General features: G+C 41.9%; 22 protein-coding genes. 10 read left to right on the forward strand and 12 right to left on the reverse strand.

Features of this window, described 5'->3' with window-relative positions:
* Nucleotides 1-23: 23 nt before the first annotated feature.
* The 8 genes from DWZ33_RS07340 to DWZ33_RS07375 all read right to left on the reverse strand — a co-directional run bounded on the left by DWZ33_RS07340 (nucleotide 24) and on the right by DWZ33_RS07375 (nucleotide 8201).
* Nucleotides 24-629: a hypothetical protein gene (locus DWZ33_RS07340; RefSeq protein ID WP_022939153.1), complete on the reverse strand. Its 606-nt coding sequence runs from the start codon at nucleotides 627-629 to the stop codon at nucleotides 24-26.
* Nucleotides 622-954, reverse strand: coding sequence for a PTS sugar transporter subunit IIA (locus DWZ33_RS07345; protein ID WP_022939154.1), 333 nt, complete (start codon nucleotides 952-954; stop codon nucleotides 622-624). The genes DWZ33_RS07340 and DWZ33_RS07345 overlap by 8 nt, the downstream gene beginning before the upstream one ends.
* Before the next feature lie 13 nt (nucleotides 955-967).
* Nucleotides 968-1264, reverse strand: coding sequence for a PTS sugar transporter subunit IIB (locus DWZ33_RS07350; RefSeq protein WP_022939155.1), 297 nt, complete (start codon nucleotides 1262-1264; stop codon nucleotides 968-970).
* 41 nt (nucleotides 1265-1305) lie between these two features.
* Nucleotides 1306-2634 carry a 6-phospho-alpha-glucosidase gene (locus DWZ33_RS07355; RefSeq protein ID WP_118454347.1) on the reverse strand — a complete coding sequence of 443 codons (1329 nt, stop codon included), beginning with the start codon at nucleotides 2632-2634 and terminating at the stop codon, nucleotides 1306-1308.
* A gap of 130 nt (nucleotides 2635-2764) precedes the next feature.
* Nucleotides 2765-3382, reverse strand: a complete 618-nt coding sequence (locus DWZ33_RS07360; RefSeq protein ID WP_022939157.1) for a YczE/YyaS/YitT family protein — start codon at nucleotides 3380-3382, stop codon at nucleotides 2765-2767.
* 28 nt (nucleotides 3383-3410) lie between these two features.
* A complete protein-coding gene (locus tag DWZ33_RS07365) occupies nucleotides 3411-5333 on the reverse strand; it encodes a BglG family transcription antiterminator (RefSeq protein WP_118454348.1) in 1923 nt (640 codons plus the stop codon).
* Between the two features lie 16 nt (nucleotides 5334-5349).
* A complete protein-coding gene (locus DWZ33_RS07370) occupies nucleotides 5350-6624 on the reverse strand; it encodes a PTS sugar transporter subunit IIC (protein ID WP_244925860.1) in 1275 nt (424 codons plus the stop codon).
* 203 nt (nucleotides 6625-6827) lie between these two features.
* Complete coding sequence (locus DWZ33_RS07375) at nucleotides 6828-8201, reverse strand: NAD(P)/FAD-dependent oxidoreductase (RefSeq protein ID WP_244925861.1); 1374 nt, start codon at nucleotides 8199-8201, stop codon at nucleotides 6828-6830.
* 328 nt (nucleotides 8202-8529) lie between these two features.
* On the opposite strand from DWZ33_RS07375, the gene DWZ33_RS07380 reads away from it, so the two are divergent.
* Nucleotides 8530-9516, forward strand: a complete 987-nt coding sequence (locus tag DWZ33_RS07380) for a Gfo/Idh/MocA family protein (protein WP_118454349.1) — start codon at nucleotides 8530-8532, stop codon at nucleotides 9514-9516.
* A 379-nt stretch (nucleotides 9517-9895) separates the two neighbouring features.
* Here the strand turns inward: DWZ33_RS07380 and DWZ33_RS07385 are convergent, their stop codons facing one another.
* The gene (locus DWZ33_RS07385; RefSeq protein ID WP_118454350.1) at nucleotides 9896-11233 is read right to left on the reverse strand and encodes an MATE family efflux transporter; all 1338 of its coding nucleotides are present in this window, start codon (nucleotides 11231-11233) and stop codon (nucleotides 9896-9898) included.
* A gap of 304 nt (nucleotides 11234-11537) precedes the next feature.
* Between DWZ33_RS07385 and DWZ33_RS07390 the strand changes: the two genes are divergently transcribed.
* The 3 genes from DWZ33_RS07390 to DWZ33_RS07400 all read left to right on the forward strand — a co-directional run bounded on the left by DWZ33_RS07390 (nucleotide 11538) and on the right by DWZ33_RS07400 (nucleotide 13322).
* Nucleotides 11538-11951 (forward strand): helix-turn-helix domain-containing protein, encoded by a 414-nt coding sequence (locus DWZ33_RS07390; protein WP_022939164.1) that lies wholly within the window; start codon nucleotides 11538-11540, stop codon nucleotides 11949-11951.
* Nucleotides 11952-11981: 30 nt separating this feature from the next.
* Nucleotides 11982-12866 (forward strand): CPBP family intramembrane glutamic endopeptidase, encoded by an 885-nt coding sequence (locus tag DWZ33_RS07395; protein ID WP_118454351.1) that lies wholly within the window; start codon nucleotides 11982-11984, stop codon nucleotides 12864-12866.
* A 204-nt stretch (nucleotides 12867-13070) separates the two neighbouring features.
* On the forward strand, nucleotides 13071-13322 hold the full coding sequence (locus DWZ33_RS07400) for a DUF6061 family protein (RefSeq protein WP_013379462.1): 252 nt from the start codon (nucleotides 13071-13073) through the stop codon (nucleotides 13320-13322).
* A 149-nt stretch (nucleotides 13323-13471) separates the two neighbouring features.
* On the opposite strand, the gene DWZ33_RS07405 is transcribed toward DWZ33_RS07400, so the two are convergent.
* Complete coding sequence (locus DWZ33_RS07405) at nucleotides 13472-13699, reverse strand: DUF2188 domain-containing protein (RefSeq protein WP_013379461.1); 228 nt, start codon at nucleotides 13697-13699, stop codon at nucleotides 13472-13474.
* Between the two features lie 564 nt (nucleotides 13700-14263).
* Here DWZ33_RS07405 and DWZ33_RS07415 point away from each other — a divergent pair.
* Genes DWZ33_RS07415 through DWZ33_RS07430 form a run of 4 tightly spaced genes read left to right on the forward strand, consistent with a single transcriptional unit; the run spans nucleotide 14264 to nucleotide 21728 of the window.
* A complete protein-coding gene (locus DWZ33_RS07415; RefSeq protein WP_118454352.1) occupies nucleotides 14264-15598 on the forward strand; it encodes a transposase in 1335 nt (444 codons plus the stop codon).
* Nucleotides 15585-17378, forward strand: a complete 1794-nt coding sequence (locus tag DWZ33_RS07420; RefSeq protein ID WP_118454353.1) for a type I restriction-modification system subunit M — start codon at nucleotides 15585-15587, stop codon at nucleotides 17376-17378. Before DWZ33_RS07415 ends, DWZ33_RS07420 begins: the two co-directional genes overlap by 14 nt.
* Nucleotides 17371-18672, forward strand: a complete 1302-nt coding sequence (locus DWZ33_RS07425; protein WP_220452409.1) for a restriction endonuclease subunit S — start codon at nucleotides 17371-17373, stop codon at nucleotides 18670-18672. The genes DWZ33_RS07420 and DWZ33_RS07425 overlap by 8 nt, the downstream gene beginning before the upstream one ends.
* A gap of 2 nt (nucleotides 18673-18674) precedes the next feature.
* On the forward strand, nucleotides 18675-21728 hold the full coding sequence (locus DWZ33_RS07430) for a type I restriction endonuclease subunit R (RefSeq protein ID WP_118454355.1): 3054 nt from the start codon (nucleotides 18675-18677) through the stop codon (nucleotides 21726-21728).
* Between the two features lie 32 nt (nucleotides 21729-21760).
* Here DWZ33_RS07430 and DWZ33_RS07435 read toward each other — a convergent pair whose 3' ends face one another.
* Together DWZ33_RS07435 and DWZ33_RS07440 are read right to left on the reverse strand one after the other, a co-directional pair.
* Nucleotides 21761-22954 (reverse strand): sigma-70 family RNA polymerase sigma factor, encoded by a 1194-nt coding sequence (locus tag DWZ33_RS07435; protein WP_118454356.1) that lies wholly within the window; start codon nucleotides 22952-22954, stop codon nucleotides 21761-21763.
* A 32-nt stretch (nucleotides 22955-22986) separates the two neighbouring features.
* Entirely contained in the window at nucleotides 22987-24102 is a 1116-nt protein-coding gene (locus DWZ33_RS07440; RefSeq protein ID WP_118454357.1) for a DUF6076 domain-containing protein, read from the reverse strand.
* Between the two features lie 173 nt (nucleotides 24103-24275).
* On the opposite strand from DWZ33_RS07440, the gene DWZ33_RS07445 reads away from it, so the two are divergent.
* Complete coding sequence (locus DWZ33_RS07445) at nucleotides 24276-24887, forward strand: CHC2 zinc finger domain-containing protein (protein ID WP_118454358.1); 612 nt, start codon at nucleotides 24276-24278, stop codon at nucleotides 24885-24887.
* Complete coding sequence (locus DWZ33_RS07450; RefSeq protein ID WP_118454359.1) at nucleotides 24865-26160, forward strand: DNA primase family protein; 1296 nt, start codon at nucleotides 24865-24867, stop codon at nucleotides 26158-26160. Before DWZ33_RS07445 ends, DWZ33_RS07450 begins: the two co-directional genes overlap by 23 nt.
* Nucleotides 26161-26488: the final 328 nt, after the last annotated feature.

Below are 26488 nucleotides of genomic sequence, written 5' to 3' on the forward strand. Positions count from 1 at the left end.
AAAAGAGTTGCCGAAACAACTCTTTAATACTGACCTGTATTATAAACAAAGGCATTCTCAACAACATTTTCGGGGTCATATTCCTCAAGAATCTTGCCATAGCGTTCCCTATAATCATTATCAACTTCTAATTGTGGAAAAACTAAACAGCCCTCTTCAAAGAAATGCTTTGAACCTCTTCCCATTGATTGACCGCGGCGAGTATGTTTATCAAGTGCAACATCCATGATTTCAGGCTTCCTGCCCATAGCAGCACTCTTTATAATAATATTTTTCAAAAAGTCACTAGACCGATCTTTTGTACTCATGCATAGAATTCGTATCGCATGGATAAAATACATCGGCTGGTCACCATCGTCATAAGGAAAGCTTTTTCGCATTTGATCTAAAGCATTTATCTGCACTGCCGCATCCAAATTGCCAAAACCGATATCCTCAACTGAAATTGTCAGCAACCGGCGCCATACCTTATCTAAGAAAATAGGTCCTGATGTATATAATTCATACGCATACTGACACGCCTCTTCAACCATTGAACGGCGGATTGCCTTTTGCAGACAGGAGATTATTTCATCAGCCGCGAAACCATTCCGTGTTTTAGAATCTGCCCAAATATTATAATTACTCACCTTTATTTCCTCGCTTTTCCTTATATACATCAATCAGTTCCATAACCATGATTTTGATTGTTTCTGCACTCATCAACTGATCCTCAGCATGTGCCATTAATAATGAAATCTGCGGATCAGATGTAGACATTTCATTTGTCAAAGTTTCTCCATGGGCATGATGTGCCCGGATAAATTCATCTTCACCTTCCTGAATTAACTTTAATGCTGCTTCTGTATTTCCTTCCTTATAATACATCAAACCTTGCATATAATATGATTTTGCCAAACCGGCATAGGTTATGATATGCATAGCCGTTTCAGATAATTTCTCAACATTTACCATAATTATTTCCTGCTTACTTATTCAGCAGGCTGAGAGCAAAATCCAATGCCTTCTCCCCGTCAGCCATCGCATAAGTACGTGGTTCAACACTAGCTACTGGTATATTAAGCTGAGACTGAATCGTACTAACCGCATATACCAACTGAGGCCCTACAAGACATACGTCCCATTTCCCCACTTCATCGCGAATTCCTGAATTAGCAACAGCCGTTATTTCTAAATCCATGCCTCTTTTACTTGCGGCTTCACGAATTTTCTTAACCAATATTGAACTGGACATACCTGCATTGCAGCATAATAATATTTTCATATAATTCTCCTTTTTTCATTCCTAATAGATGGCTGATACAATTACTTTAATTCAGGCCAGTAACCCTTGTTTGCCTCAATCATATCATCAAGAATTGCTTTAGCTACGGTTGCACTAGGCACTGTCTTAGACAATGTAAGAGCCTGCCATAATTTATGATAACTGCCTTCCTGCCAAGCATCGACTGTCAGCTTTTCAACCGCAACCTGTTCTTCCATCAAGCCTTTTTGGAAAGTAGGAATCTTACCAATTGACAAAGGTTCATAACCATCTTTACCTACAATGCACGGAATCTCAACCATCGCTTCAGGGTCGAAATTCTCAATAGCTCCATTGTTTTGAACAATCAGCAGCATTCTTTCATGTGTATTAAATGCAAGTGCTGTCGCTAAATCAACAATAAATGATGCGTGAATACCAATTTCCAGACAGGTGCCAACTGCTGTACCGGCTTTTTCAATTCGCGCACACTCACCAAACACACGCTTTTCCCTTGTATCCATGACCTGATTCGCTCTTGTATAATTAGGATCTGAATGTTCTACAACATAGTCTGGAAATAAATAATATTTCAAATAAGAGTTTGGTACTAATGTCGGATCAACCGCCACAATATCCTTAACTTTTCTTGCTGTTTCCTGCCAGCTGTCATCTGTAAAATTGCCGCCGCCATCTGTCATACAATTGCCATATTTTAACTGATGTTCAAGCAGCTTCGGCAGTAACTCATTACCTTCTTTATCTTTAACTGATGACCACCAGCCAAAATGATTAAGACCAAAATAACGTACATCAAGCTCTTTTCTTGATGCTACTCCTAAAATTTCTGCCATTGTATTTTCCATACCAATTGGCATATCACAAATATTAATCACCCTTGAATTAGGTTTCAAACGCCGGCATGCTTCTGCAACAATAGCAGCTGGATTGGAATAGTTCAGCATCCAGCAATTGGGTGAATATTTCTCCATGTATTCAATATTCTCAAGCACACCGCCGATTGAACGCATACCATATGCAATGCCGCCTGGGCCGCAAGTTTCTTGACCGACTACGCCATGCTTCAGCGAGATTTTTTCATCCATCTCGCGCATTGGCAGCTGACCTACACGGATATGAGCAAGACAGAAGTCAACATCCGTATATGCTAATTCCGGATCAGTGGTTGCCAAAAATTCAATACTTGGATCTTTTTCCTTTACAATAATCTCACAAGCCTTTGCTAATTTGTTCTGACGTTCTTCATCATTATCATATAATTTGATCTTGCGAAGCGGCAGCTTGTCGAGATTATCTAATAACATTAAAATGATTTCCGGCGTATAAGTGCTGCCTCCGCCTGCAATTACAACTGATGATTTCTTTTTCATATTTATTTCCTCTCTTTCTATTTGAAACAATAAAGAGATACATTGAATGTTAGATTTTATTGTCATCGTGATTATATCAAAGCTGTCTGCCTTAAACAAATATTCAATTTCCTACCGCTTAGGAAACGTTTTAAATAACCCTTGCAGTGACTTTTAACTCTATGTGATATCGGAAGAATGGGATTGCTTTGCCTAGATAATAAATGGCGATAAAAGTACCCACAGTAACCTTGCCGCCAAGTAAAAATCCAACAGCTAATAAACCTGTATCAAACACCCATCGAATTGGCGCATATGAAAATCCGCAGCGATTTACTAAACCTAAAAGCAGTGCATCATATGAGCTTTTGCCTAGATTCATTGAAACCATAAGTGCAATTCCCAGTGCAATGAATGTAATTCCTACCGCAAAATAGAGAAATCCAATCATACCGCCAGCTGCGCCTTGAAGCAACCACATTGATAGATCAATACCATACTGCGTAAAAAAGGGGGCAATAATGGTTCCCAATCCAAGCTGCCGCCAATCAATCAGTGCCGCCGCTCCAACCATTGTAAGCGCCGTCCATTTGCTGGCTTCACCCACCGATATATTTGCTGTCTTCGCAAGCCCGTCATAGAAAACAGTGATTGAGTCTGCTCCCCAACCGGAGCGGTTGCATACACCAATTGCAGCACCTGTGATAAATGCACCTAGTATCAAAAAACAAAATCGTTTTATATACTGCGCTAAATACACTTTATTCATATTCAACCCTCTCTGTCTGATGGCAGAATTATTGAATCGAACCAGATAAATTGATTAATGCAGATAAGAACTTATCATTATCTGTTGCCTCAATCAACATTTTCATTGATTGCTTATTTGCGGCAATCTGTTTAAAAATCTGAAACAACACGCGAACATCATCATTCTGCTTACGTTCAATTGCTAAAGTGAAAATTAACTGTACTGAACGGCCATCTTTCAACAACGGTTTCTTTAATATTGCAACTGAAACAGCTGTCTTATTAGCAAATGTCATAAGCGGATGAGGAATCATAAAAAGATCATTAACAAAGGTCGGATAATTAATTTCCCTTTGTAAAACGTCCTTTGCAAATTCTTCTGCATCATTGATTTTATTGTACGTTTCCAGCTTCTGAGCCATATCGGTAATAATTGATTCAAACGTCGTTTTATCTTCATAAATCTTAATCATTTCCGGACTAAAATGTTTTTTTACAACTTCTCTGAATCTTTGACTGATTCTGATTGTATGAATCATATCATTCAAAAGCAATTGATCTTGTGAACTTGGCAAGCTGTTAATTTTATAAGTTGGAATAATTGGATGTAGTGCCATATCATTAGTCGATAATATCAAATCAACCGCATTTTCATTCACATAACTAGCTAGAGAATGAATCGGCAGTACGGTCTGAACATTTAACTGATTGCTGAAGTTATTTTTCAGCCAATTCAACAGAATATGGGAAACACTAAGCCGTGCTGAACTGATTAAGATCACATTTAATTTTTGATTTACATTCTCAAGAAAATGCTCTAAATAGATTGCAATGTATGAAATTTCATCATCCTGAACATAGGTGTTTTTATATTTATACACGATATGAACAATTAACATAGAAATTTCATAAGCATATGGATATTTTTTCTTTACATCATCAAGAATTGGATTCAATAACTGAAACCCATTTTCAAGACGGCGCAGCATATATTCAAAATGAGCCAGCATATTCAAATAAAGTGCTTCTGAAGTACGCAAATCAAAATTGTATTTATCCAATACTTCCTGACAGAATTCATCTAATACATGTATACTGAAATTGCTGATATCACTTTCATCCTTTTCATCATTTAATTTGAATGTATGCAGAAATTGATTCAAAGAATACATATCCTGAGGATAAAGCGACCATTGTGCTTGTATGAGTACATCAATCAGCCTTTTCACATTACTATCTATACCGCTATTTTCTACCTCTGCGGCTCGATAATCGTATTGGTTTCTGACAATCGCGATATAAATAGCACTTGCGGCCATAATCAAATTACCATCCGTCAGCATTACACCTTGTTCATTAAAATAATGTTTGATTTGTTCTAATAAATATTCATATTCACTTTGATCATAGGCATCCGGCAGTAAATCTTTAAGATAATGTGTACCCGCGGATTCTTTAATTAAAACTTCATCTTTAATGATTTTGAACATTAATTCCCGTATTTTATGTTCATCCTCAATAATGCGGACATACGATCCAGATATATTTAAAAGTTCAATTCCATATTTCTTTTTCAGCTGCTGCTGTAATTTAAGAATATCTTTATACACCGTTTGTGATGAAACATAGAGTCGTTCACCAATTTCATCAAGTTCCATATCTTCATCAAAAAGCAGTAAGCCAAGGATCGCATAACGTCTTTTTTCACTATCTGTATCTTCATTTTCGAGATTGCGATATTTGAATAAAAAATCTCGGACAAACTGGATATTTTCTGCTTGAAAATAATAACCACTCTTTTTCGATGATTTAATGCAGCATTCATTCTGCCAGCGATCATTAATTTCACCTATTTCATGACGGATTGTTCTGGAAGACACACTTAAAAGCTCGGCGATTTTAGAACCGTGAATACCTTGAGTATTGTTGAATATCAGCTCGATGATTTTAAGTTGTCTCCCAGTGAACATGTAATTTCTCCCGTCTCTAGTTATTATTAGCTGCTTCGCTTGCCTGTTCCCGTTTCAGTTCTTCCGCTTCCATCGTTTTGAAGAATGGCAGATAGAATAAGGTCATAAGAATCAGACATACGAATACGAAGATTACTGAACGCCAGTCAAGAGTCATTAAGAAGGCCCCGACACCTGGCGGCAAGAATCCTGGCGGATTAGCAATTGGCATTCCAATAAAGCCTGTATTCATAACGAAGTAGGTCATAGCAGTGATAACCAACGGTCCGAATACAAACGGAATCAGCATATATGGATTCAAAATGATTGGAAGACCAAATATAACAGGTTCATTTATGCCAAATAATGAAGGTACTAATGCTACTTTTCCCATTGAACTAAAGGCTTTTGATTTTGACTTCATCATAAGGAATACTAGACCTAATGTCAGACCTGATCCACTTACTTGAAGAATATTATAATATAAACCAAATGTAAAGATATGACTTACAGGAGCTCCAGCGGCAAAATTAGCAATATTTTCAGCTCCATAAGCTATAGCAAACGGTGCCCATACAGCTGATGTAATTGAAGGTCCATGTAACCCAAAGAACCAAAGCAGCTGAGTAAAAAAGATAACGGTTAATAATGCAGGTAATGAATCCATTGAACTAATTGCTGGTGCAAGCAGACTCATAACAAGTGCTGGGAATACTTTACCGCTCATTGCCAAAGACAGATTAGCAATTATTACAGCAACAATAACATTAATAACTAGTGGAATTAATGTTTTAAAGCTTTCACCAACCATTTCCGGTACGCTGTCAGGCAGTTTAATATATACGTGATGTTTAAGCAGCAGTCTTGAAACTTCTACTGATAAAATTGCTGAAACAATACTTGTAAATAAGCCTGATGCACCTAGATACTCAATGCCGATACCGCCTTCAATAGCAACACCGGGCAAAATCAAATGGACTGCAATTGAAGTAATACCTGATCTTGATGCGTTCATGTCATAACGTTTTGCGAGTGCGGAAGCAATGAAATAAGCCGCATAGACAGAAAGTATATCATTTGTATACAATGAGGCATAGGTGAAAATACTGATATTATTAGCTAGGAATTCATAAATAGGACCACTTCCAAGCAAATTCATAAATGCAATTGGCAGTAAGCAAATTGATCCAATGATAACAATAGGAATATCGGCAATCATTCCATCCTTAATAGCTTGAAGGTGCTTTTGCTGTTCTACCTTATTTGCAATTGGCATTAGGTATTTCATCAACACATTTTGTAGTGTATTCATAATAGTTTCCCTATCTCCTTTTCAAAACAATTACGCTTCGTCGACACTTATTAATTGTTGATTCCAGTATAAAAGACTCTTATTCTTACCGCAAATATTTAATTTCCTAAGTGTGTGGAAATTGTAAGGATAATCAATGCAAATAAATGATTTCCTATCCATAGGGAAAACTGTAAAAATACCGCAGTTTCCTGCGGTATTCTTTATTTAGTTAATTTATCAGCAACATACAGGCCATTCGCGGCAGCCTGTGACAAGGAGCGGGTAAAACCAGCGCCGTCACCAATTGCATAAATATTCTCACAGCCCTTAATCGCAAAATCCTCGCATTCAGGACGAGCCGAATAATATTTGCACTCAATACCATAAAGCAGTGTATCATAATTCGCTGTACCCGGCGCTATTACATCAAGCGCATGCAATGTCTCTACAATATTATCTAGTTGGCGTTTAGGCAGACAGAGACTTAAATCACCCGGCACCGCATTTAATGTCGGCTGCAGTGATGATTCACGAAGTCGTTTTTCCGTAGTTCGGCGGCCATCCTCTAAATCACCCAAACGCTGTACCAGCACACTACCTCCAGAAATCAAATTAGCCAGCGAAGCAACATGACGCGCATAGGTAATTGGTTCCTTAAATGGTTCAGTAAAACGAATCGTTGACAGCAAGGCAAAGTTAGAGTTCTCGGTTTTGCGTGACTGATCCCGATAGCTGTGGCCATTGACAGTCAGCACTCCGTCAGTAAACTCTGTCACTACTTGACCGCGTTCATTAAAACAGAACATTCTAGTGACATCACCATATTTCTGTGAACGATACCAGATTTTAGGTTCATAGATTTTTTTAGAAAAGTCTTCCCACACCATGCTTGGAACTTCGACTCGCACACCGATATCCACTTGATTATTCTCAAGCTTGATATCATTTTCACGGCACCATTTTGAGAAGAAACGGCTGCCCACACGGCCCACTGCGAAAACAATCTTTTCTGCCTCCACAAAATGCTCGCCGCCGGCATGCTGAACACGAACGATATGACTATCCTTATCCACATCCACAACATTAGCACCGGTAATAATTTCTACCTTACCTTCTAAAGACTCGATCAGCTTACGCATTGTATCGAAATTAGAATCTGTACCCAAGTGTTTAAGCTGAGCCTGTGACATGTGAAGATCATGCTGGAGACAAAGCTTCTTTAATTCATTATTAGGCATATAGCGTTCCTCAGTAGCACCAAAGGAAACGAGGACCTTATCTGCCTGTTCAATATAATCAATAACCGTTTCCGGCTTTAAAAAATCAGTCAGCCAGCCGCCATATTCGGTTGATATTACATACTTGCCATCTGAGAATGCACCCGCACCTGCCATTCCCTCCATGATTGAACAAGATGGACATTTTACACATTTTTCTACTTTCTTCGCTACGATTGGACATTGTCTTTTAGTAATAGCATTCCCCTTCTCAAAGATTGCCACCTGTAAAGCCGGATCATTCTCCACCAGACGATAAGCAGTCATTATACCGCCGATACCACCGCCGATTATTACTACATCATATTTATTTTTCACGAAAAAAAGCCTCCTTTTACGGTTTAACCCATCGTTCATTAAAGCAAGTAAAAGGTCAATTGTCAACATGTAAATATTTTCAATTAAACCGGATAAACCATGCGTATCTATCTTAACTGTTGAATTGTGAGCAATGTGAACAATATAAAGCAAAATTATGCAGATGAAGGCATCGTTTACAGGAGCATAACATGGTACATTATTGGTGAATGATGGTTTATGTTTCGAACATTTTTTAAATCATCAAACCTGCTTTATGGTAATTATGCAAATGTGTAGGCTGACTAAACAATTCAACCATGATACAATAGACACAGAGGTGATCCAAATGAAAATAGGTACGATTGGAACTGGTTTTATTGTCGAATGGTTTCTAACCGCGGTAGAGCATAATGAAAATTGCGAATGCCTGGCTGTTTTTTCAAGAAAAGAAGAAACAGGCCGCGCGCTGGCTGATAAGTTTAATGTTAAGAAAGTATATACTGATTTTGAAGAGATGCTGAAGGATGAGGAAATAGATTTTATCTATATTGCTTCACCTAACAGTCTGCATTACAGTTACGCTTTAAAAGCACTAGAAGCTGGCAAGAATGTCATTGGTGAAAAGCCGTTTACCAGCAATGTCAGAGAATGTCAGGAACTGATCCGCTTGGCAAAGGAAAAACATTTATTCCTTTTTGAAGCTATCACAACGATTCATCTGCCGAATTTTAAACGTCTGAAAGAAAAAATCGGTGAGCTGGGGCCTTTGAAAATGGTTCAGTGTAATTTCTCACAATATTCAAGGAAGTATGATCAATTTTTAGCAGGCGAATCGCCGAATGTATTCACAACTAAATTCTCTGGCGGCGCTTTGATGGATATTAATGTCTATAATACGAATTTTATTATGGGATTGTTTGGCAAACCAAAGAAAATCAATTACTTCGCAAATCTAGCTCACAATGGCATCGATACTTCCGGCGTATTGATTTTCACATATGACAGGTTCTATGCTGAAGCAGTTGGCTGCAAGGATACAAAGAGTCATAATATGGCACAGATACAAGGTGAAAAGGGATATATGCTGATTGAAGGTGAAACTAGCCGCTGCCGGCAGGTTGAAATTCACTTGAATGATCGTGAAGAAGTTGAAATCATCAATGATCAGGAAGATATTACTGCATTGTATTATGAGATGAAGGATTTCTTAAAGATTGTAGAAGCAAAAGATTATGACGCTTGTTACAAGCTGCTTGATTATTCACTAAGCGTTTGTGAAGTGATGGAAGCCGCAAGAAAAGATGCTGGCATTGTATTTGATGCTGATAAATAATAGTTAAAATTTAAACTGCACAGTCAAGTAACGTTTGGCTGTGCAGTTTTAGTATTTCATTAAAAAGGCAAATCTTCTTCTGATATGTTATCAATATACGAATCCTTTTTAAGATATTTGTTGATAATATCATCAGGAATTGGAATATCATATTCAATCAATAGAATAATAAGTTTCTTTATATCATTTCTCTGCTGTTCGGCAGTGTCCAATGCTTCATAATATATATAATCGAACTCATCAAAGCATTCACTGTTATTGTTATTTTTCTTTTTTTTTACTCATAAGCCTACTCTTTTCTTAGTATTTATTTTCAATGGCTATATTATATCTCGAATATTTATCTATATTTTCTATCAAAATGAAATCCCTGTATAACTTATACAAGTTTGCGTCTTTGCCACTTGCCGCTTTTGAAGCGTAAAACAAAGAATACTAGCCGTACAATCCAATCCAGATACATCGCAAACCATACGCCCATAACTCCCATGTTCATGTACTGGGCAAAAACATAGGCGCTGCCAACACGGAAGATCCACATGGATAATACAGATACAACCATCGTATAACGGGCATCGTTTGCCGCACGCAGTCCATTTGGGAAGGTAAAGCTGGCTGGCCAGAAAATAACACATGCAATACAGAAGGATACCGCCAGCTCTCTGGCAATAGTCATTGTTTCTGGTGATAGCTGATAAAGACGGAAGATAAACGGCAATGACAGATAAGTGAGGGCTGCTGTAACAAAGATACAGACATAAGCAATGCCTGTCAGTTTTTTCATGTAATAAGCCGCTTCCTCTGGTTTACCGGCTCCCATGCATTGTCCGACCACCGTAACCAAGGCCAAACCAATCGCAGCCGCTGGAATCGTACAGACAGAGGCCATTGTAGAACCAACAGAATTAGCCGCAATGGCGCTTAAGCCAAAGGTTGATACCAAGCTTTGCACTAAAATCTTGCCCAATTGAAAGATACCATTCTCCATACCGCTTGGCAAACCGACAGCCAGGATTTTACTTACTAAAGAATTACTCCATTCAAAATGCAAGTATCTCTTGATATGAATCGGATTCTCTTCTTTTTTCAGCAGTACGAGCATGATAACGGCACCTGTCAAACGTGAAACAAGTGTTGAAATCGCCGCACCGGCAACTCCCATCTGTAATGGGAAAATCATAATGTAATTACCGACAATATTCTCAACATTCGTGATCATTGAGACCTTCATGCTGACTTTAGAATCACCCATCGCTCTAAACAGAGATGCCCCTGAATTATACAAAGCAAGAAATGGATAAGATATTGCTGTTATAAAGAAATAAGTTGTTGCATTACCCATAACCTCAGCATCAACACTGCCAAAGACAAAACCTAAAAGCGGCTTGCAGAAAAGCATGGAGCCTATTGCCAATGCTAATGCAAAAATCAAGCTGGAATAAATCAGCTGCTTTGCTGATTTACTTGCATTTTCAGGCTCCTGTTTACCCAAATACTGACTCGCTACCACCGCCCCGCCGGTAGCTAAAGCGGCAAGTACATTTATAATTAAAATATTGATACTGTCTGCCAAATTCACCCCTGAAATAGCCGCTTCACCACAACTGGATACCATGATCATATCCATCATACCCATAAATACTGCCAGAAATTGTTCAATTACCAATGGAATAATCAAACGTTTCAGTGCCGCATTATCAAATAATTTCCTATCCATCCCTGCGCCTCTTTTCATAATCTTGATTGATTAACGATATAATTGATAATTATACATCAATTCAAAAATGAAAAAAATGCTTACTGAGCATGTAAACGCTATCAGTATAGATTTTATATTGCACTATTAAAAATGAAAACTTATATTCACTTTCATCAGCTGCTCTGGCTGAATTGATAATAGGTACTTGCAAAGTGTTTAAAATCATGTTAAACATAGAATGTTAAATTCAGTTGACAAAGTGACAACCAAATCTGGTAGATGCACTTCATCAGTTTGATTACAATATTGGGGAGGTGAAGGAATGAATCTTGGTGAAAAGATATATGAACTTAGAAAACAACAAAATTTAAGTCAGGAAGAATTAGGTGATAAGCTTAATGTATCAAGACAGACTATTTCTAAATGGGAACGAAATGAAAGTACACCCGATCTTGATAAGATTGTTCCGCTTTGTGATTTATTCAATTTATCAGTAGATGAATTGCTTCAGGTTAAGAAAATTGAAAAATCAAAATCAGAAATGCAATCTTCGTCAAAGACATATCCAATGAAAAAGCTGTTAAGAATCAGCTCAGTCATTTTGTTTGCAATCGCTATTCTTGCCATTCCACTGATGCTAGAATTTAAACTCTCTGACAATTTAATGGCAATAATGACAGTTGGACTGTTATTTGCAGCTTGTCTTTTATTAACCCTTTCATTCATAAAAAAATAAATTCCTCTCACCTTAGAAAGAGGAACATTTATGAAAATTCAAAAAAATATCTTAATCTTTTTAATATTTACAGGATTATTTTTAGCCGTTTTAAGTGGTATATACATTCAATCTATGAAACCATCAGTGCTGACAATTTTGATGCTCACACCAACTATAAGCTGTATTCTGACTCAGCGAATTACTCATCAGCCACTTAATTTTAAGCAACTGAAGCCAGACTTATCTAAAAATAAAAAGATTTTTTTAATTGTATATTTTGCTACTCCTTTGCTCGCTTTCGGTGGTGCTTTTATTTATTTTACCTTATTCCCTAATCATTTCGATCCACTCCATTCTGAAATTGCCAAACAGTGGCAGTTGACAGGCAGTTCAGCTTATTTTAGTCAGTTAATGGTAATGCTGCCATTAGCCGTCTTGATGAATCCAATCGGCGGAATACTTCAATGTCTAGGCGAAGAATTTGCATGGCGTGGTTTCCTGCTGCCAGCACTAGCTGAACAGATAGGACGTTTTAAAGGAGTTTTAGTAAGCGGTACAATTTGGGGAATTTGGCATGCTCCAATCATCTTAACTGGTTTCAATTATGGTACTGAACACCCTGTGCTTGGTATGTTAGCCATGATTTTGTTTTGCATAGTAGTAAGTGGTTTGTCCTCTTGGCTCTATTTCAAGACTAGTAATCTTTGGCCTTCTATCATATTCCATGCTGCCTTGAATGCCATTGATAAAATTACTCCTGTGAAGCTGTTTATGAGTCAGCCTGCTAATTCTTTTATTGGGCCAAATCTAACCGGTATCATTGGGGGCAGCCTATTCATTTTTATTTCATGCATCTGCTACTCTTTAATTTATAAAGAAGAGTACATTAAAGCAAAAAAAGGAGATGTGGATACACCTATTTGCCTGAAATAATAATATAGTTCAGATGTTGATTTCCAAGCATATTTGCGTATACAAAAAGCACCTAAACATTGGCTTAACAGTGATAAGGAACTAAATCACTTATCAACTGTTAGCTGACGGTTTTCGGGTGCATACGAAACTCCCGTCTGATTCCTAACAGGAATTAGTCGGGAGTTTTTCTTGTTAACAGAGCCTATATTGGAGGATAGCATTATGAAAACATTACTTTCCTGTGAATTTAACATGGACACAGGCTGCGTTGAACTAAGATATTCTGACGACAGCATGATTTCCATTAATTGCACCGCTGTAGAGGACGAAGTTGCGAATAGCCGTTTCCAGCGGTCTGAACTGGACTGGCTCATCTACAACGATCCGCTGTCTTATGCGGAATTGATTTTGAATGGTGATCCAGAAAAATACTTGCGAACCGTAACTGAGATCCCGCAGTTAGATTCTGATTGATAACTCTATAAATCTTGACGTGCAAAGGGCATCCATACGAAAGCATGGATGCCCTTTGTCTTAACTTAGCCTTGTGGTCGGCAAGCATTTTACCCACTTTTCTCCTTATAGACTTCGTGGAGCCTTTGGAGACCAGTGTTTTATCGAAATCAGCCTTTCGGCGGATGAGGGTCCCCTCCATGGCTATCCGCAGACTGAATACGACCGTCCAGCCCATGAATGACAAACTCAGTGCCTTGGTTTCGGCTGATTTGTCTTCCAGCATTTACTGCCTGTTCCTTGGTGGAATAGTGGCCACTGGAGCGTTGAGCTCCGCCACGTTTTACATCCCAGCCACCATTGGGATTGTGAACGACATGATGAGTAGAACGAGCCATACGATTACCCCCTGTGTGCTTTAGGACAGCAGATTGCACAACCGTCCGCATCGAGATAGATTTTCTTCGCATGAGCTACTGCCTCAACCTCGCTTTCAAAGTAGCCCACATACTGTGCGCTACGGATGCCAAGCTGTTCAGCATGTTCTTTTGTATGGACTTCATGATGAAGGCCAGGATTTAACGTCTGATTGTTGTTAACATAGTAATAATGATACATATAATTTTCCTTTCTGCTTGACCAAACAAGCGATACATGATATTTTGATAGCGTACATATTGCAAATGAGCGGTTAATCTGTGCCAGCAGATTGCCGCTCTTTTTATTTGTACATAAGACACCACCTCCTTAAAAGCTTCGGAAATTCACCTGTCCACGGCTTCCGTTGGGCCGGTGAATTTCTCTTTTTCTGATGGTTCCATTATACAGCTATTTCTGCTATATGAAAAATTAAGATGTTCGTTGTTTGGTGGCAAAATTAAAAAAATATAAGATAATAGTTAAAAATGTTTGATTTTTGGTGGCAAATGTTGTATAATGAAATAAAATAGGAGGAGTGTGCCTTGGGAAAAAAGCTATACACAAAAGAAAACATCTCCAAAGCCGAAACCGAATGGCTGGGCATACCCGAACTTGTGGTATTAAAAACAAACAGGGATGATGTTGGTTTAGAAGTTGTACATCGTAGATACTTTGAGGATGAAAAATTGCTCTGCCCTGCTTGTCGTTCCTCTAAAACACGCTGCTCTAAAATTGTGGATCGAAAACTCAAGGATTTATTGTGGCTTGACGAGGACCACAAGACATTTCAAATAATCAGCCTACTTTTTCATCAGCGTTATATGCGCTGTGATAGTTGCGGGCAAAGCGTTTTCCCTGAGCCTACAGAATTTGGAGAAAAGGGATGCAAATTCACAAACCGGCTATCAGATGCCTTGGCAGATGGAACCTTTCAATTCTCATATAAAAAAGTATGCCAGCATTACGGTGTTCCAGCTTCTACTGCTTCAGTGGGTGAAGTAATGCGACGCAGAATCCAATATAGGGAGTCATTGTTGCCGCCGGTCAGAACACCGCATATCATTAGCATTGTCGAGGTAGTGTTTTTTGGGGAGTTCTATCCCGCTGTTTTAGGGGTTTGGGATGGTGAGGTTTATTGCCTGGATATTTTGCGAGATTCATCCGAGGAAACCTGTGGTGCATTTCTGAAAACATTGGATGCTAATCAAGTTGAAACCATATATGTAGACCCAGTCGATAGCTTATTTAATGCCGTGAATCAGTACTTTCCAATGGCTTCAATTGTGGTGACTGATGAGGCGATTCAGCGATATGCCAGAAACGCTATGCTTGATATTATCCATTCCGACGGAAAGCGATTTCCGGTGGTTCATAAAGATCGGCGATTGACGGTACTCCACAAAGGCCTGGATGATAGAACTGTCATTCCCAGAATTAAGGAAGGGATGAAGAGTAGGCCGAGGTTACAACGGGCTTACAATCACCATCAGAGATTGTTGGAGCTTATGGAAACCAAGTGGTCGATAGAAGATCTCCGAACATGGGCAGACCAGATTCCGACAGAGGTAGATGAGTTTTTGGCAGTTGGTGATATTATTGATATCTTTGGCAAGCAATTAAGCGGATTTTTCACACTGGGCGAGAAGCCACCCAACAATTATCAGTTTGCGGTGCAAGGCATCTGTGACGCTATCAAGGATATGCCGCACTGCATTTTCGATGTAATGCGTGGTCGCTGCGTCTTCTCTATAACTCACGACACCATGGAGGAAAACGGAGAACTGTGGCGATACGGCATTAAGTCAAGTCGTTTAACTGAGAAAATCAATGAGATCTCAGCCAATATTAGGGAGGAACGAGATTATGGATACCAATGAAAAGATCAAAATAGTCGGTACAAACATTCAAGAAAAAGCAAATCTGATATGGAATGTGGCGAACAGTCTATTTGGAGCATATAAGCCTCATGAATATGGTCTGGTTATTTTGCCCATGGTCGTGATTAAGCGTTTTCATGACTGCTTACTCCCGACCAGAGAGAAAGTGCTGGCCACTTATGAAAAGGTGAAACAGTTAGCCGTCAAAGATGGTTTTCTGCGTACTGCATCTGGCTATCGTTTTTACAATACCAGCCAGTACACCTTCGAGCGACTGAAAGCTGACCCAGAGAATATTAAGACCAATTTCGAGGCGTACATCAACGGCTTCTCCGATAATGTTATTGACATTCTGGCGAATATGGGCTTCTTTACGCAAATCGAGCGTATGGCGGATGCGGGAGTTCTGTATCAGGTTATCAGCGACTTTACTGCTGACAATGCAGATATGAATCCGGAGAAAATTTCCGCAATTGATATGGGCTATGTCTTCGAAAACCTTGTTCAGCGTTTTTCTGAGAGTTATGATGAAGAAGCAGGTGCGCATTTCACCAGCCGTGACATTATTTATTTGATGTGTGACTTGCTTACCATGAATGCGGATTTTTCCGGCGAAGATGTCTCTGCCAAGACTGTATACGATATGGCGATGGGCACCAGTCAGATGCTTACCTGTATGGAAGAGCGTGTTCATGCCCTTGACAAAGAGGCTGAAATCATCTGTTATGGCCAGGAAATCAACCCTTTTACTTTTGGTATCGCCAAAGCGGACATGCTGATCCGTGGTGGCGATCCTGAAAACATGCAGTTCGGCGACACCTTGAATGCGGATAAATTCAAGGGCTATACCTTCGACTACATTATTTCCAATCCTCCATTCGGTATCGATTGGAAGCGTGAAGCGGCTGATGTGGAGAAAGAACACAAACTGGGCGATGCCGGTCGGTTTGGCGTTGGCTTGCCTCAAAAATCCGATGGGCAGATGCTGTTCTTGCTGAATGGCATTGCAAAATTGAAAGACACCGGCAGAATGGCTATTATCCAAAATGGTTCCTCTCTCTTCACAGGAGATGCAGGAAGTGGCCCCAGTGAAATCCGTCGCTATATTATTGAGAATGACTGGTTGGATGCCATTGTTCAGCTCCCCAATGACAGCTTTTATAACACCGGGATTGCAACCTATGTCTGGATAGTCTCTAAAAACAAACCCGAAACACATAGAGAACACATTTTGCTGATTGATGCCAGCAAGTGCTGTGAGGCACGCAGACGTCCTATCGGTAATAAGCGTGTAGATATTACAGAATCTTGCCGCAATTTGATCACACAGGCATACAGCGAATATAGAAGTGCAATTTTTACAAAGACCTTAGAAGATAAAAAAACAGTGTTGACTTGCAAAAGCAAAGTGCTTGATGCCATATCGCTTGGCTACAATAAAATTACAGTGGAAAGTCCTGCTTTGGATGATGATGGCAACCCGATTGTAAAAAAAGGAAAGCCAGTAGCCGATACCTCCAAGCGTGACACTGAAAGTGTTCCACTTGATGAAGATGTGGATGCTTATTTTGCACGGGAAGTTCTGCCTTATCGTCCGGGTGCTTGGATCGACAAAAGCAAGACCAAAGTCGGGTATGAGATTCCATTCACTCGTACCTTTTATGAATACGAGGAACTGGAACCGGCGGCTGATATTGCAGAACGCATTGCGGCCCGTGAAAAGGTACTGATGGAGAAATTGCAGGCATTGTTTGGAAATGGTGGTGGGCAAAATGAGTGAGATTACTACCTATGAAAAAACAAAAGATAGTGGCATAGAATGGATAGGCAGCGTTCCCTCTCACTGGCGTGTCCACACTTTGTATCAACTTGTGACCCAGGTCAAGGAAAAAAACAGCAATCTTCAGGAAAAGAATCTGTTGTCTTTGAGTTACGGCAAAATCAAACGTAAAGATATTGATTCGCCGGATGGACTTCTTCCTGCGTCTTTTGACGGCTATAATATTATCGAAGATGGGGATATTGTTCTTCGTTTAACGGATTTACAAAACGACCATACAAGCCTTCGGGTGGGTTTGGCCACAGAGCGTGGTATCATTACCTCCGCTTACACAACCTTGCGTCCAATAGACACAAGCAATTCAAAATACTTATATTACCTACTCCATGCCTTTGATCTAAAAAAAGGATTTTACGGTATGGGGTCTGGCGTGCGACAAGGACTAAATTACGCAGAAGTGAAAGAGCTTCGTGTCGTGCTGCCGGGTCAAGATGAACAGAATGCTATTGTTCGATTCCTTGATAATCAATGCGGACAAATCGATTCAATTCTTGAGGATACAAAATCCAGTATCGATGAGTACAAAAGATGGAAATTCTCGGTAATTTCAGAGGCCGTGACAAAAGGATTGGATCGAAGCGTTGATTTGAAGGATAGTGGCTGTGAATATTTGGGGAAAATACCAACACATTGGCAAAAAGTAAAAGTTAATCATTTTGCTTATTTTTTTAATGGGGATAGAACATCTCGATATCCGCAACCAACAGACTTCGTTGCAGAGGGAGTAGCATTCCTTAACTCCTCAAACTTGAACGGTGATGTTGTCGATACGTCAGTTTGCAAGTATATAACAGAGGAAAAGTACAACTCGTTAAGCGGAGCAAAATTACAAAGGGGGGATATCGTATATTGCCTTCGTGGAAGTGTTGGAAAATGTGCTATTAATACAAATCTCGAAAGAGGTACTGTTGCTTCGTCCCTTGCGACAATTCGGCCGCATGACATCAACGGGGAATATTTGCTGTTTTGCTTGTTATCTGATGTTGCTGTTAGAGAAACTCAAGTGTATATGAATGGAACCTGTGCAGCTAACCTATCAGCAGAAAATGTATCCAACTATTTGATTGCATTGCCGCCACATAATGAGCAAGATGCAATAGCAAAATATCTTAAACAGAAGTGCGAAGCAATTGATTCACTTATAAGTGAAAAAAATGCTCTCGTTATCGAGTTGGAGTGCTATAAAAGATCACTAATATTTGAAGCTGTCACAGGAAAAAGAAAGGTGGTGTGACCATGAACGAAACGGAAAAACGCTTTGAGGAATTCATAGAGTCCTACCTTATTTCTGAGGATGGTGGATGGACAAAGGCAACGGATGCCGGTTATTGTAGCGACGAAAGCAAGGATATGTTTCTGGACATCGTCACTCTGACCGATTTCGTAAAAAGCACCCAGCCTATGGCATGGAAACGCTTTGAGCGGATGTGTACGATCAACCCGGTTCGGCAGTTTTATAAGGCATTTGAAAATGCCATCACGCAGGATGGTCTGATTTCTGTCCTGCGTCACGGCTTCAAGCATCGTGGCATCAATTTTCGTGTGTGCTATTTTAAGCCTGAGTCTGAGCTGAACGAGGTGTCCATCACCAACTACCAAAAGAATGTCTGCCAGTGTATCCGCCAGTGGCACTATTCTAAACGCAACACAAATACAGTCGATATGATGCTGGCTGTCAACGGCATCCCCATTGTGGCGATTGAACTGAAGAATCAGCTCACCGGGCAGTCGGTAGATGACGCCATGCGCCAGTGGCAATATGACCGTAACCCCAATGAACCAGCATTCGGATTTAATAAGCGTGTTCTCGCATACTTTGCCTGCGATCTCTACAATGTATATATGACTACCCAGCTGAAAGGCCCAGAGACAACGCTCCTTCCTTTCAATCAAGGCAGTGCTGGTGCAGGCAAGGATGGCGGTGCAGGTAATCCAAAGAGCACCGATAGCAGCTATGTAACTTCATACTTCTGGGAGAAAGTCCTTCAGAAGGATAGCTTGTTGGATATTCTGCAAAAGTTCATTAACTACGAAAGAACAGAAAAAAAAGAGACTTTACCGGACGGTTCCACAAAGAAAACCGTCAGTAGCAAAGTCATTTTCCCACGGTATCACCAGTTGGATGTCGTGCGTCAACTGGTCAATCATGTTAGAACTAATGGCGCTGGACATAACTATCTCATCCAACACAGTGCCGGTTCCGGCAAGTCCAATTCTATCGCTTGGACGGCTTACCGTATGGCAAGCCTCCACAACGAAAACAACGATGCAATTTTTAACAGCGTAATCATTATTACAGACCGCCGTATTCTCGATCAACAGTTGCAGGCCACCGTTTCCAGCTTTGACCATACTTTGGGGAGTGTGGTTACGATTGATGAGAAGAAAAACTCTGGCGCTCTGCGTGATGCCATTAACGATGGAAAGCGCATCATTGTCACCACTTTGCAGAAGTTCCCAGTGATTTACAACGAAGTCGAGTCTGCTGTTGGGAAGCATTATGCGGTTATTGTAGATGAAGCACACAGCAGCCAGACTGGACAGAGTGCATTAAAACTCAAGGCTGCTCTTGCCGATGTGAGCGACGCTCTTGCAGAATATGCCGAACTGGAAGAAAAGGCTATTGAAGAAGTCGAGGCAAACGATATTCTTGTGCAAGAAATGCTCAGCCAAGGTAAACACAGTAACATGAGTTTCTTTGCCTTTACTGCAACGCCCAAAGGCAAAACCTTGGAAATTTTCGGCGAGCCTCAACCGGATGGTTCTTTCCATCCCTTCCACATCTATTCGATGCGACAGGCTATCGAAGAAGGATTTATCCTGGATGTTTTAGCGAACTATACCACATACAAAATGTGTTATCAAATCGCAAAGAATGTCCAGGACAATCCGGAAGTCCCTACCTCTAAGGCTGTTAGAACGATTCGACGCTATGAGGAATTACATCCGCACAACCTTCAGCAGAAAGCAGCTATTATTGTAGAAACTTTCCGTGAGGTCACAAAAAAGAAAATCGGTGGCCATGGAAAGATGATGGTAGTTACTGCGTCCAGGCTGGCGGCAGTCCGTTACTATCATGAAATTAAGCGTTATCTTGAAAGCAACAATTACGATGATGTAGAAATCATGATTGCTTTTAGCGGGAGCCTGAAAGACCCAGATGACCCGACAGGTACTGAATACACCGAAAGCGGTATGAATGTAGATCGTAATGGCAATCGGGTGAAGGAAAGTCAGACAAAGGCCGTATTCCACGAAGAAGGCAATATTCTCATTGTTGCAGAAAAATATCAGATAGGCTTTGATGAGCCGCTTCTTCACACGATGATTGTTGACAAAGAACTTCGTGATGTGAAGGCTGTTCAGACTTTGAGCCGTGTCAACCGTATCTATCCTGGCAAAGAGGACACCTATATTCTCGATTTTGTAAATCCGATTGAACGCATCCGTGAAGCTTTCCAGCAGTTCTATCAAGAAACCAGTCTGGATGAAGAAATCAACTTCGATTTGATTTACACAACCCAGAAAACGCTTCGTGGTTTTGGTATCTATGCAGATGAAGATATTGAAGAAGTTTCCAGCATTTATTTTGATCCGGATGTGCGCAAGGCAAATCTGACTCAGGGAAAGATATCCAATGCGCTAAAGCCTGTGGCTGATAAGTACAACGAACTCAATCAGGAGCAACGCTATCAGTTTCGTAGAGAAGTTCGTGCTCTCGTTAAGTGGTATAATTACATTTCTCAGATTACCCGTATGTTCGATAAGGAACTGCACAAAGAGTATGTTTTCTGCTCTTACTTGGCAAAGTTGCTTCCCTCCGATCCCGTGCAGCCATTTGACCTTGATAATAGAGTCAAGCTGGAATATTATCGTCTGGAAAGGACATACGAAGGTGCAATCGAACTTGAAAGCAAGCCTGGATCTTGGAAACCGACTCAGCCAAAACGGGCTGGTGGCCAAAAAGATCGTACCAGTCCATTGGACGAAATCATTCAGCGCATCAATGAGGAATTCTATGGTGAATTCACAGATGCAGACCGTGTAATGGTTGATACGCTGTATCAAAAAATGCGTAAGGATTCTAAAGCCAAAAAAGCCGCAAAGACTGAGGATCGCCAAGTATATGAGAGAAGTCTTTTCCCGGGTATTTTTGATACAACCGCACAGGAAGCTTATATGGAGAACACCGCAGCATATGAGCAGCTCTTCTTGGATGCAGATAAGTATCAGGCTGTGATGAGAGCTTTGGCGGATCGTCTGTATAAAGAACTGCACGATGACAAATAAGGTGGAAGATATTCAGCCTTAAAATACGGGAATCATATTTCAAATATCATTATCCCATCTTTGGGCAGATTATGATTTGGAGAAGTTTGCAGATGATAGATTGCCTGTTTTGCAAATTTCTTACTTACCGTCGTATCCCACTCTGCCAACCGGATGATCTCCGCTGTTCCAGCCTCAAAATCAAACAAAATCTCACCCCATTCGCCGTCGTTGTCCACCTGATACAGGTAAACAGCGGCGGCGATTTTCTTTTTACGTTTGGTCTGGGATTTGCGTTTCAGCCGGATCATATGAAGCACTCCGGCTTCTGTCAGCAGACAGGCCAAATGATCCACGGCTTTGCGGTAGGCCCGTTCTGCACCACTGGCCGTGCTGCCCTCAAAAAGGACTGCCAGTTCTTCAAAGGTCAACCGGGTGCTGATGGGACTGATCCGTCCACAGGTCATACAGATGGCGTTTCTCTTTTCCAAAAGGGTCTGTTCCCGGTAATTCAGCTTTTCAAACGCTTCTCGGACAGCTTCAGCCCGGATACCGTTCCATAGAATCTCCGCATAGTCCCAATGGTCATCCCGGCTGACATCCTCGCCGGTTTCTTCGCTGTCCTCATCCTGAATGGTCTGATAAAACGGAACACGGCTGCGATTTTGCTTGGCCAATGCTAAAAACTTTGCTGCGGTTTCCTCGGTACAACCGTTTTTTTGGGCATATTTCTGGATTGCCGCCTGTTCAGACTGACCGGATTGATTATAGAGCCAAGCAATCCCACGCACAGCTTTGTACTCATCCACATTTTCAAAGGAACCAGCCTCCTCTTGCATCCGGCTGATCAAAAGGGCGTTCCCGATAAAATGATGGGCATAGGTCAGAAAATCTGCCCCTTGTGAGGGATCATATCCCCGGAGACAGTCCAACATGGCAAGCACACATCCCATTTTGTAGTCCAAAAAGCGTTCCGGGTTATAGCGATCCAGCCCCTCCCGCAGCAGGAAACGGCGAACACGACCATTAAGCCGATTTTCATAGCAGTGCAGGAAAAAGGAGAACCAGCGCAATTCACAGCTCCGCACAGCCTCAATGATGTAGTCGTTCATATTTTCCAGAACAGGCGGTTCCGAGTCAAGCTGAAAGATACGTTCTACTTCCCGCATGGTCAAGCCCTTAGATTCCGTTAGAAAGCAGTATTTGGCACAGTAGCCAGGTAGTTCCCATGACCACGCTGTATCCATTTTCCCTCACCGCCTTTCTGATATTTTGCTACTTATTTCTTTTGTACGGCCTTCAAAAGTGCATCTTGGGTCATTTCCTGCTCATAGACAGTGCTGGCATAGCGCTGATCAGAGAGCGCACGGAGCATCTTATCTTTTGCCAGCTTTTTCATAGCTGCTGCCGTTTCTTCATCCAGCTTTCCACGGCGGGTGCTTTGCAGGATGGTATTCATCCGGCGGGTATAAATGGCCTTAATGGGGTGATCTTCTGCAAGCTCCCGCTGTTCCCAGCCTCTCAGATTGCCGATTTGTCGGCACGTCCTTCCCCGTTGATCGCCAGGGGCCAGACCGCCGCAGTATTTGGTATGCCGTGCGTCAATGGTGAGAAACCATCTGCCACAGATGGGGCATTTCTTGGGTGCATGGCCCACACAAAGCCCCTCAAACAGATCGGAACGGAACATTCCCACAAAGGAGACATAGTGCATCCGCTTGACCAACTGTGGCTCCGTCTTTCCAGGCCGAACGGCGGATACATACTGCACCGAAGCATTGGTCAGGGTCATCCAGGCCGGGTTATCCAGCGACAGAGTTGGCTCACCTTTGAAGAACTGTCCGAACATTGCCGCATAACCATCCGGGGTACGGTCATAACCTGGTTCACTCAAACGCTCTGCAAATTTCGTCAGGGCTTCCTTGTATTGTCCCAGAGAATAGCTCAAATGGCCCATCACCTGCACGATTCGGACAAGCATGGTTGCCTTGCCGTGCTGACCAGTCAAAGCACAAATCAGCTGCTCCTGCTGGGTAAGCTGCAAATAGGCTTTGGCGTCCTCCATATATTCTTCGGAAAAGATGGCTGCAAGTTTTTGCTCAAAATAGCTTCGATTCAGGCGGGAGAACGGTGGTGTGGCCTGCAAAAAGGAGATGATCTCGCCAGCGGCCTGCTGCACCTGCGGCAGCAGCTCCATATCCAAAGAACCGGTGTTCATCCCCTGAAGCAGCTGGTTCAGCACATTGCAGGGAGTATCCAGCTTTTTAATGGTACTGTTCGGGATGTTCAGCACCTCGTAGCCAATGGTTCCTGTGGGCATGGTACACCCCTCATAGGTCACGGTGTCCTGCCAGAAATCCAGCGATAAAACCGCATGGTTGATAATCTGATCCATCTTCTCCCTCCTGTCATGTTTTTTTATTTTCATAATAGCACACAATTAAATTCTTGTCATGTTTTTTGAAAACGGCCTGTCATGCCATCAGCCTGTTTTTTTCGATTTTCCCCATAACCTATACAGAGGGGTGAAAAAACTGCCCTATCAAAAAGGAAATGGAGGGAATCTGTATGAATCTGTTTGAAGTGGTGAAAGCCAGTATTAACGCACAGGAAGCAGCGCAGGCGTATGGAATCGACGTCAACCACCATGGCATGGCGCTGTGTCCGTTCCACAACGACCGTCATCCGAGCTTATATGTATCGGATGACCACTACCACTGTTTCGCCTGTGGGGAGCATGGGGATGTGATCGATCTGACCGCCAAACTGTTTGACCTTCGGCTGTATGATGCGGCCCGAAAACTGGCGTCTGACTTTCAACTTGCACCGGACAAGCCCTTGCCGGAAGCCATTCGCCGGAAAAAGAAACACAAAACCAAAGCACAGCAGCTTCGTAAGAACGAGCAGCTGTGCTTTTCTGTTTTGAACAAGTATCGGCGGCTTCTCCTGGATTGGAAAAAACGGTATGCACCGCAAGCGCCGGAAGATGTACTGGACGAGCGGTTTGTGGAAGCCTGCCACCGGCTGCCATGGGCAGAGGATCAGCTGGACATCCTGCTGCAAGGCGATTCCTATGAACGAGGCGAAGTCGTAAGCGAACTAACGGCAGACGGATACATCCGCAAATTACAGGCCCGCCTGAGAGAGGAGCAATACCATGAACACCCCTGTTTGGATTGATGAGAAAGGGAAAATCATCGAGCCGGAATATTGCCGGGATTTCCTGTCCCGGCATCCAATGCGCTGTATCAACGACCGCTTTTATACTGTGGAGGGATCGTTGCCGGATGAAAGCAAATTAAAGCGAACGATTTATGAGGAAATCTCGCCCTGGCTCCATGCCAAGGTCGCACAGACGGTGGAGCAGATAATCAAAGCGTTGAAGCTGGCGGCATATACAGACCCTTTGCCCCTGCAATGTGACCGCATCCATGTAGCAAACGGCACTTGTTTTCTGGATGGCACGTTTACAGAGGAAAAAGAGTATTGCAGCAACCGCCTGTCGGTATCCTATCGGGCTGATGCTCCGGCACCGGAACATTGGCTGCGTTTCCTTTCGGAATTGCTGGAGCCGGAGGATATTCCCGCTTTGCAGGAATATCTGGGCTACTGCCTGATTCCCTCTACCAAGGGCCAGAAAATGCTCATGCTGATCGGCAAGGGCGGCGAGGGCAAAAGCCGGATCGGTGTGGTGATGAACGCCATTTTCGGGCTCAATATGAACACCACTTCCATTCAGAAAGTAGAAACTAATCGTTTCGCCAGAGCCGATTTGGAGGGTAAGCTGCTGATGGTGGACGATGATCTGGATATGAACGCCTTGACCAAAACCAACTATGTAAAATCCATTGTGACAGCAGAACTGCGGATGGATTTGGAACGGAAGAAAGAACAGAGCTATCAAGGGCTGCTTTATGTACGCTTCCTCTGCTTTGGCAACGGGGCATTGACTGCGCTTCACGACCGCAGCGACGGTTTCTTTCACCGCCAGATCATTCTGACCACCAAGGACAAGCCTGCGGATCGGTTTGATGACCCGTTTCTTGCCGAGAAACTGATTGCCGAAAAAGAGGAGATCTTTCTCTGGGTGCTGGAGGGATTGCGGTGGCTGATCGCCAATCACTACCACTTCACCATCAGCCAGAGAGCCAAGGACAATATCTCTTCCGCAGTTCGGGATGCCAACAACATTCTGGACTTTCTCGATTCTGAGGGTTATGTGGCATTCAAGGCCGATTATGAAGCCAGCACCAAAAATCTGTATGCAGCCTATAAACGATGGTGCGAAGACAACGCAGAAAACCCACTGTCCCCAAAGAGCTTCGCAAACCAGCTCAGCCAGAACGCAAAACGCTACCATTTGGAGCCAGTCAATAACCTGCACATCGGCGGCGGAAAACGGTGCCGGGGATATATGGGCATTTATGTCCTGCTTTCACCTATGGAGTTGTAATGAAACTTCAAAACCTTCTGTTCGTGCGTTCATGCGTTCCTGATAGGGTACAGCCTGTGGAACGAAGGAACGCACGAACGAAAAAAATCGAAGTTCATTTTTATATTTGATGGTCTGGCTGGGCATTAAAATTGGCTATACCCAATCAACGGTTGTGCAAACGGTGAAAAACACTACCATAAGCAGAACACAAATCATCATTCCGTGATTTACAGAATGGTGATAGTGGTATGCGGAAAGGTAACTATTTTCACGGTTTCGCTTGCAAGCCCACCTAATCGCAAAGTCGATGGGGTGCTATTCTGGACAGTTCTTCACTAAGTATATC

This window comes from Dielma fastidiosa, from assembly GCF_003475485.1.
Lineage (GTDB): Bacteria > Bacillota_I > Bacilli_A > Erysipelotrichales > Erysipelotrichaceae > Dielma > Dielma fastidiosa.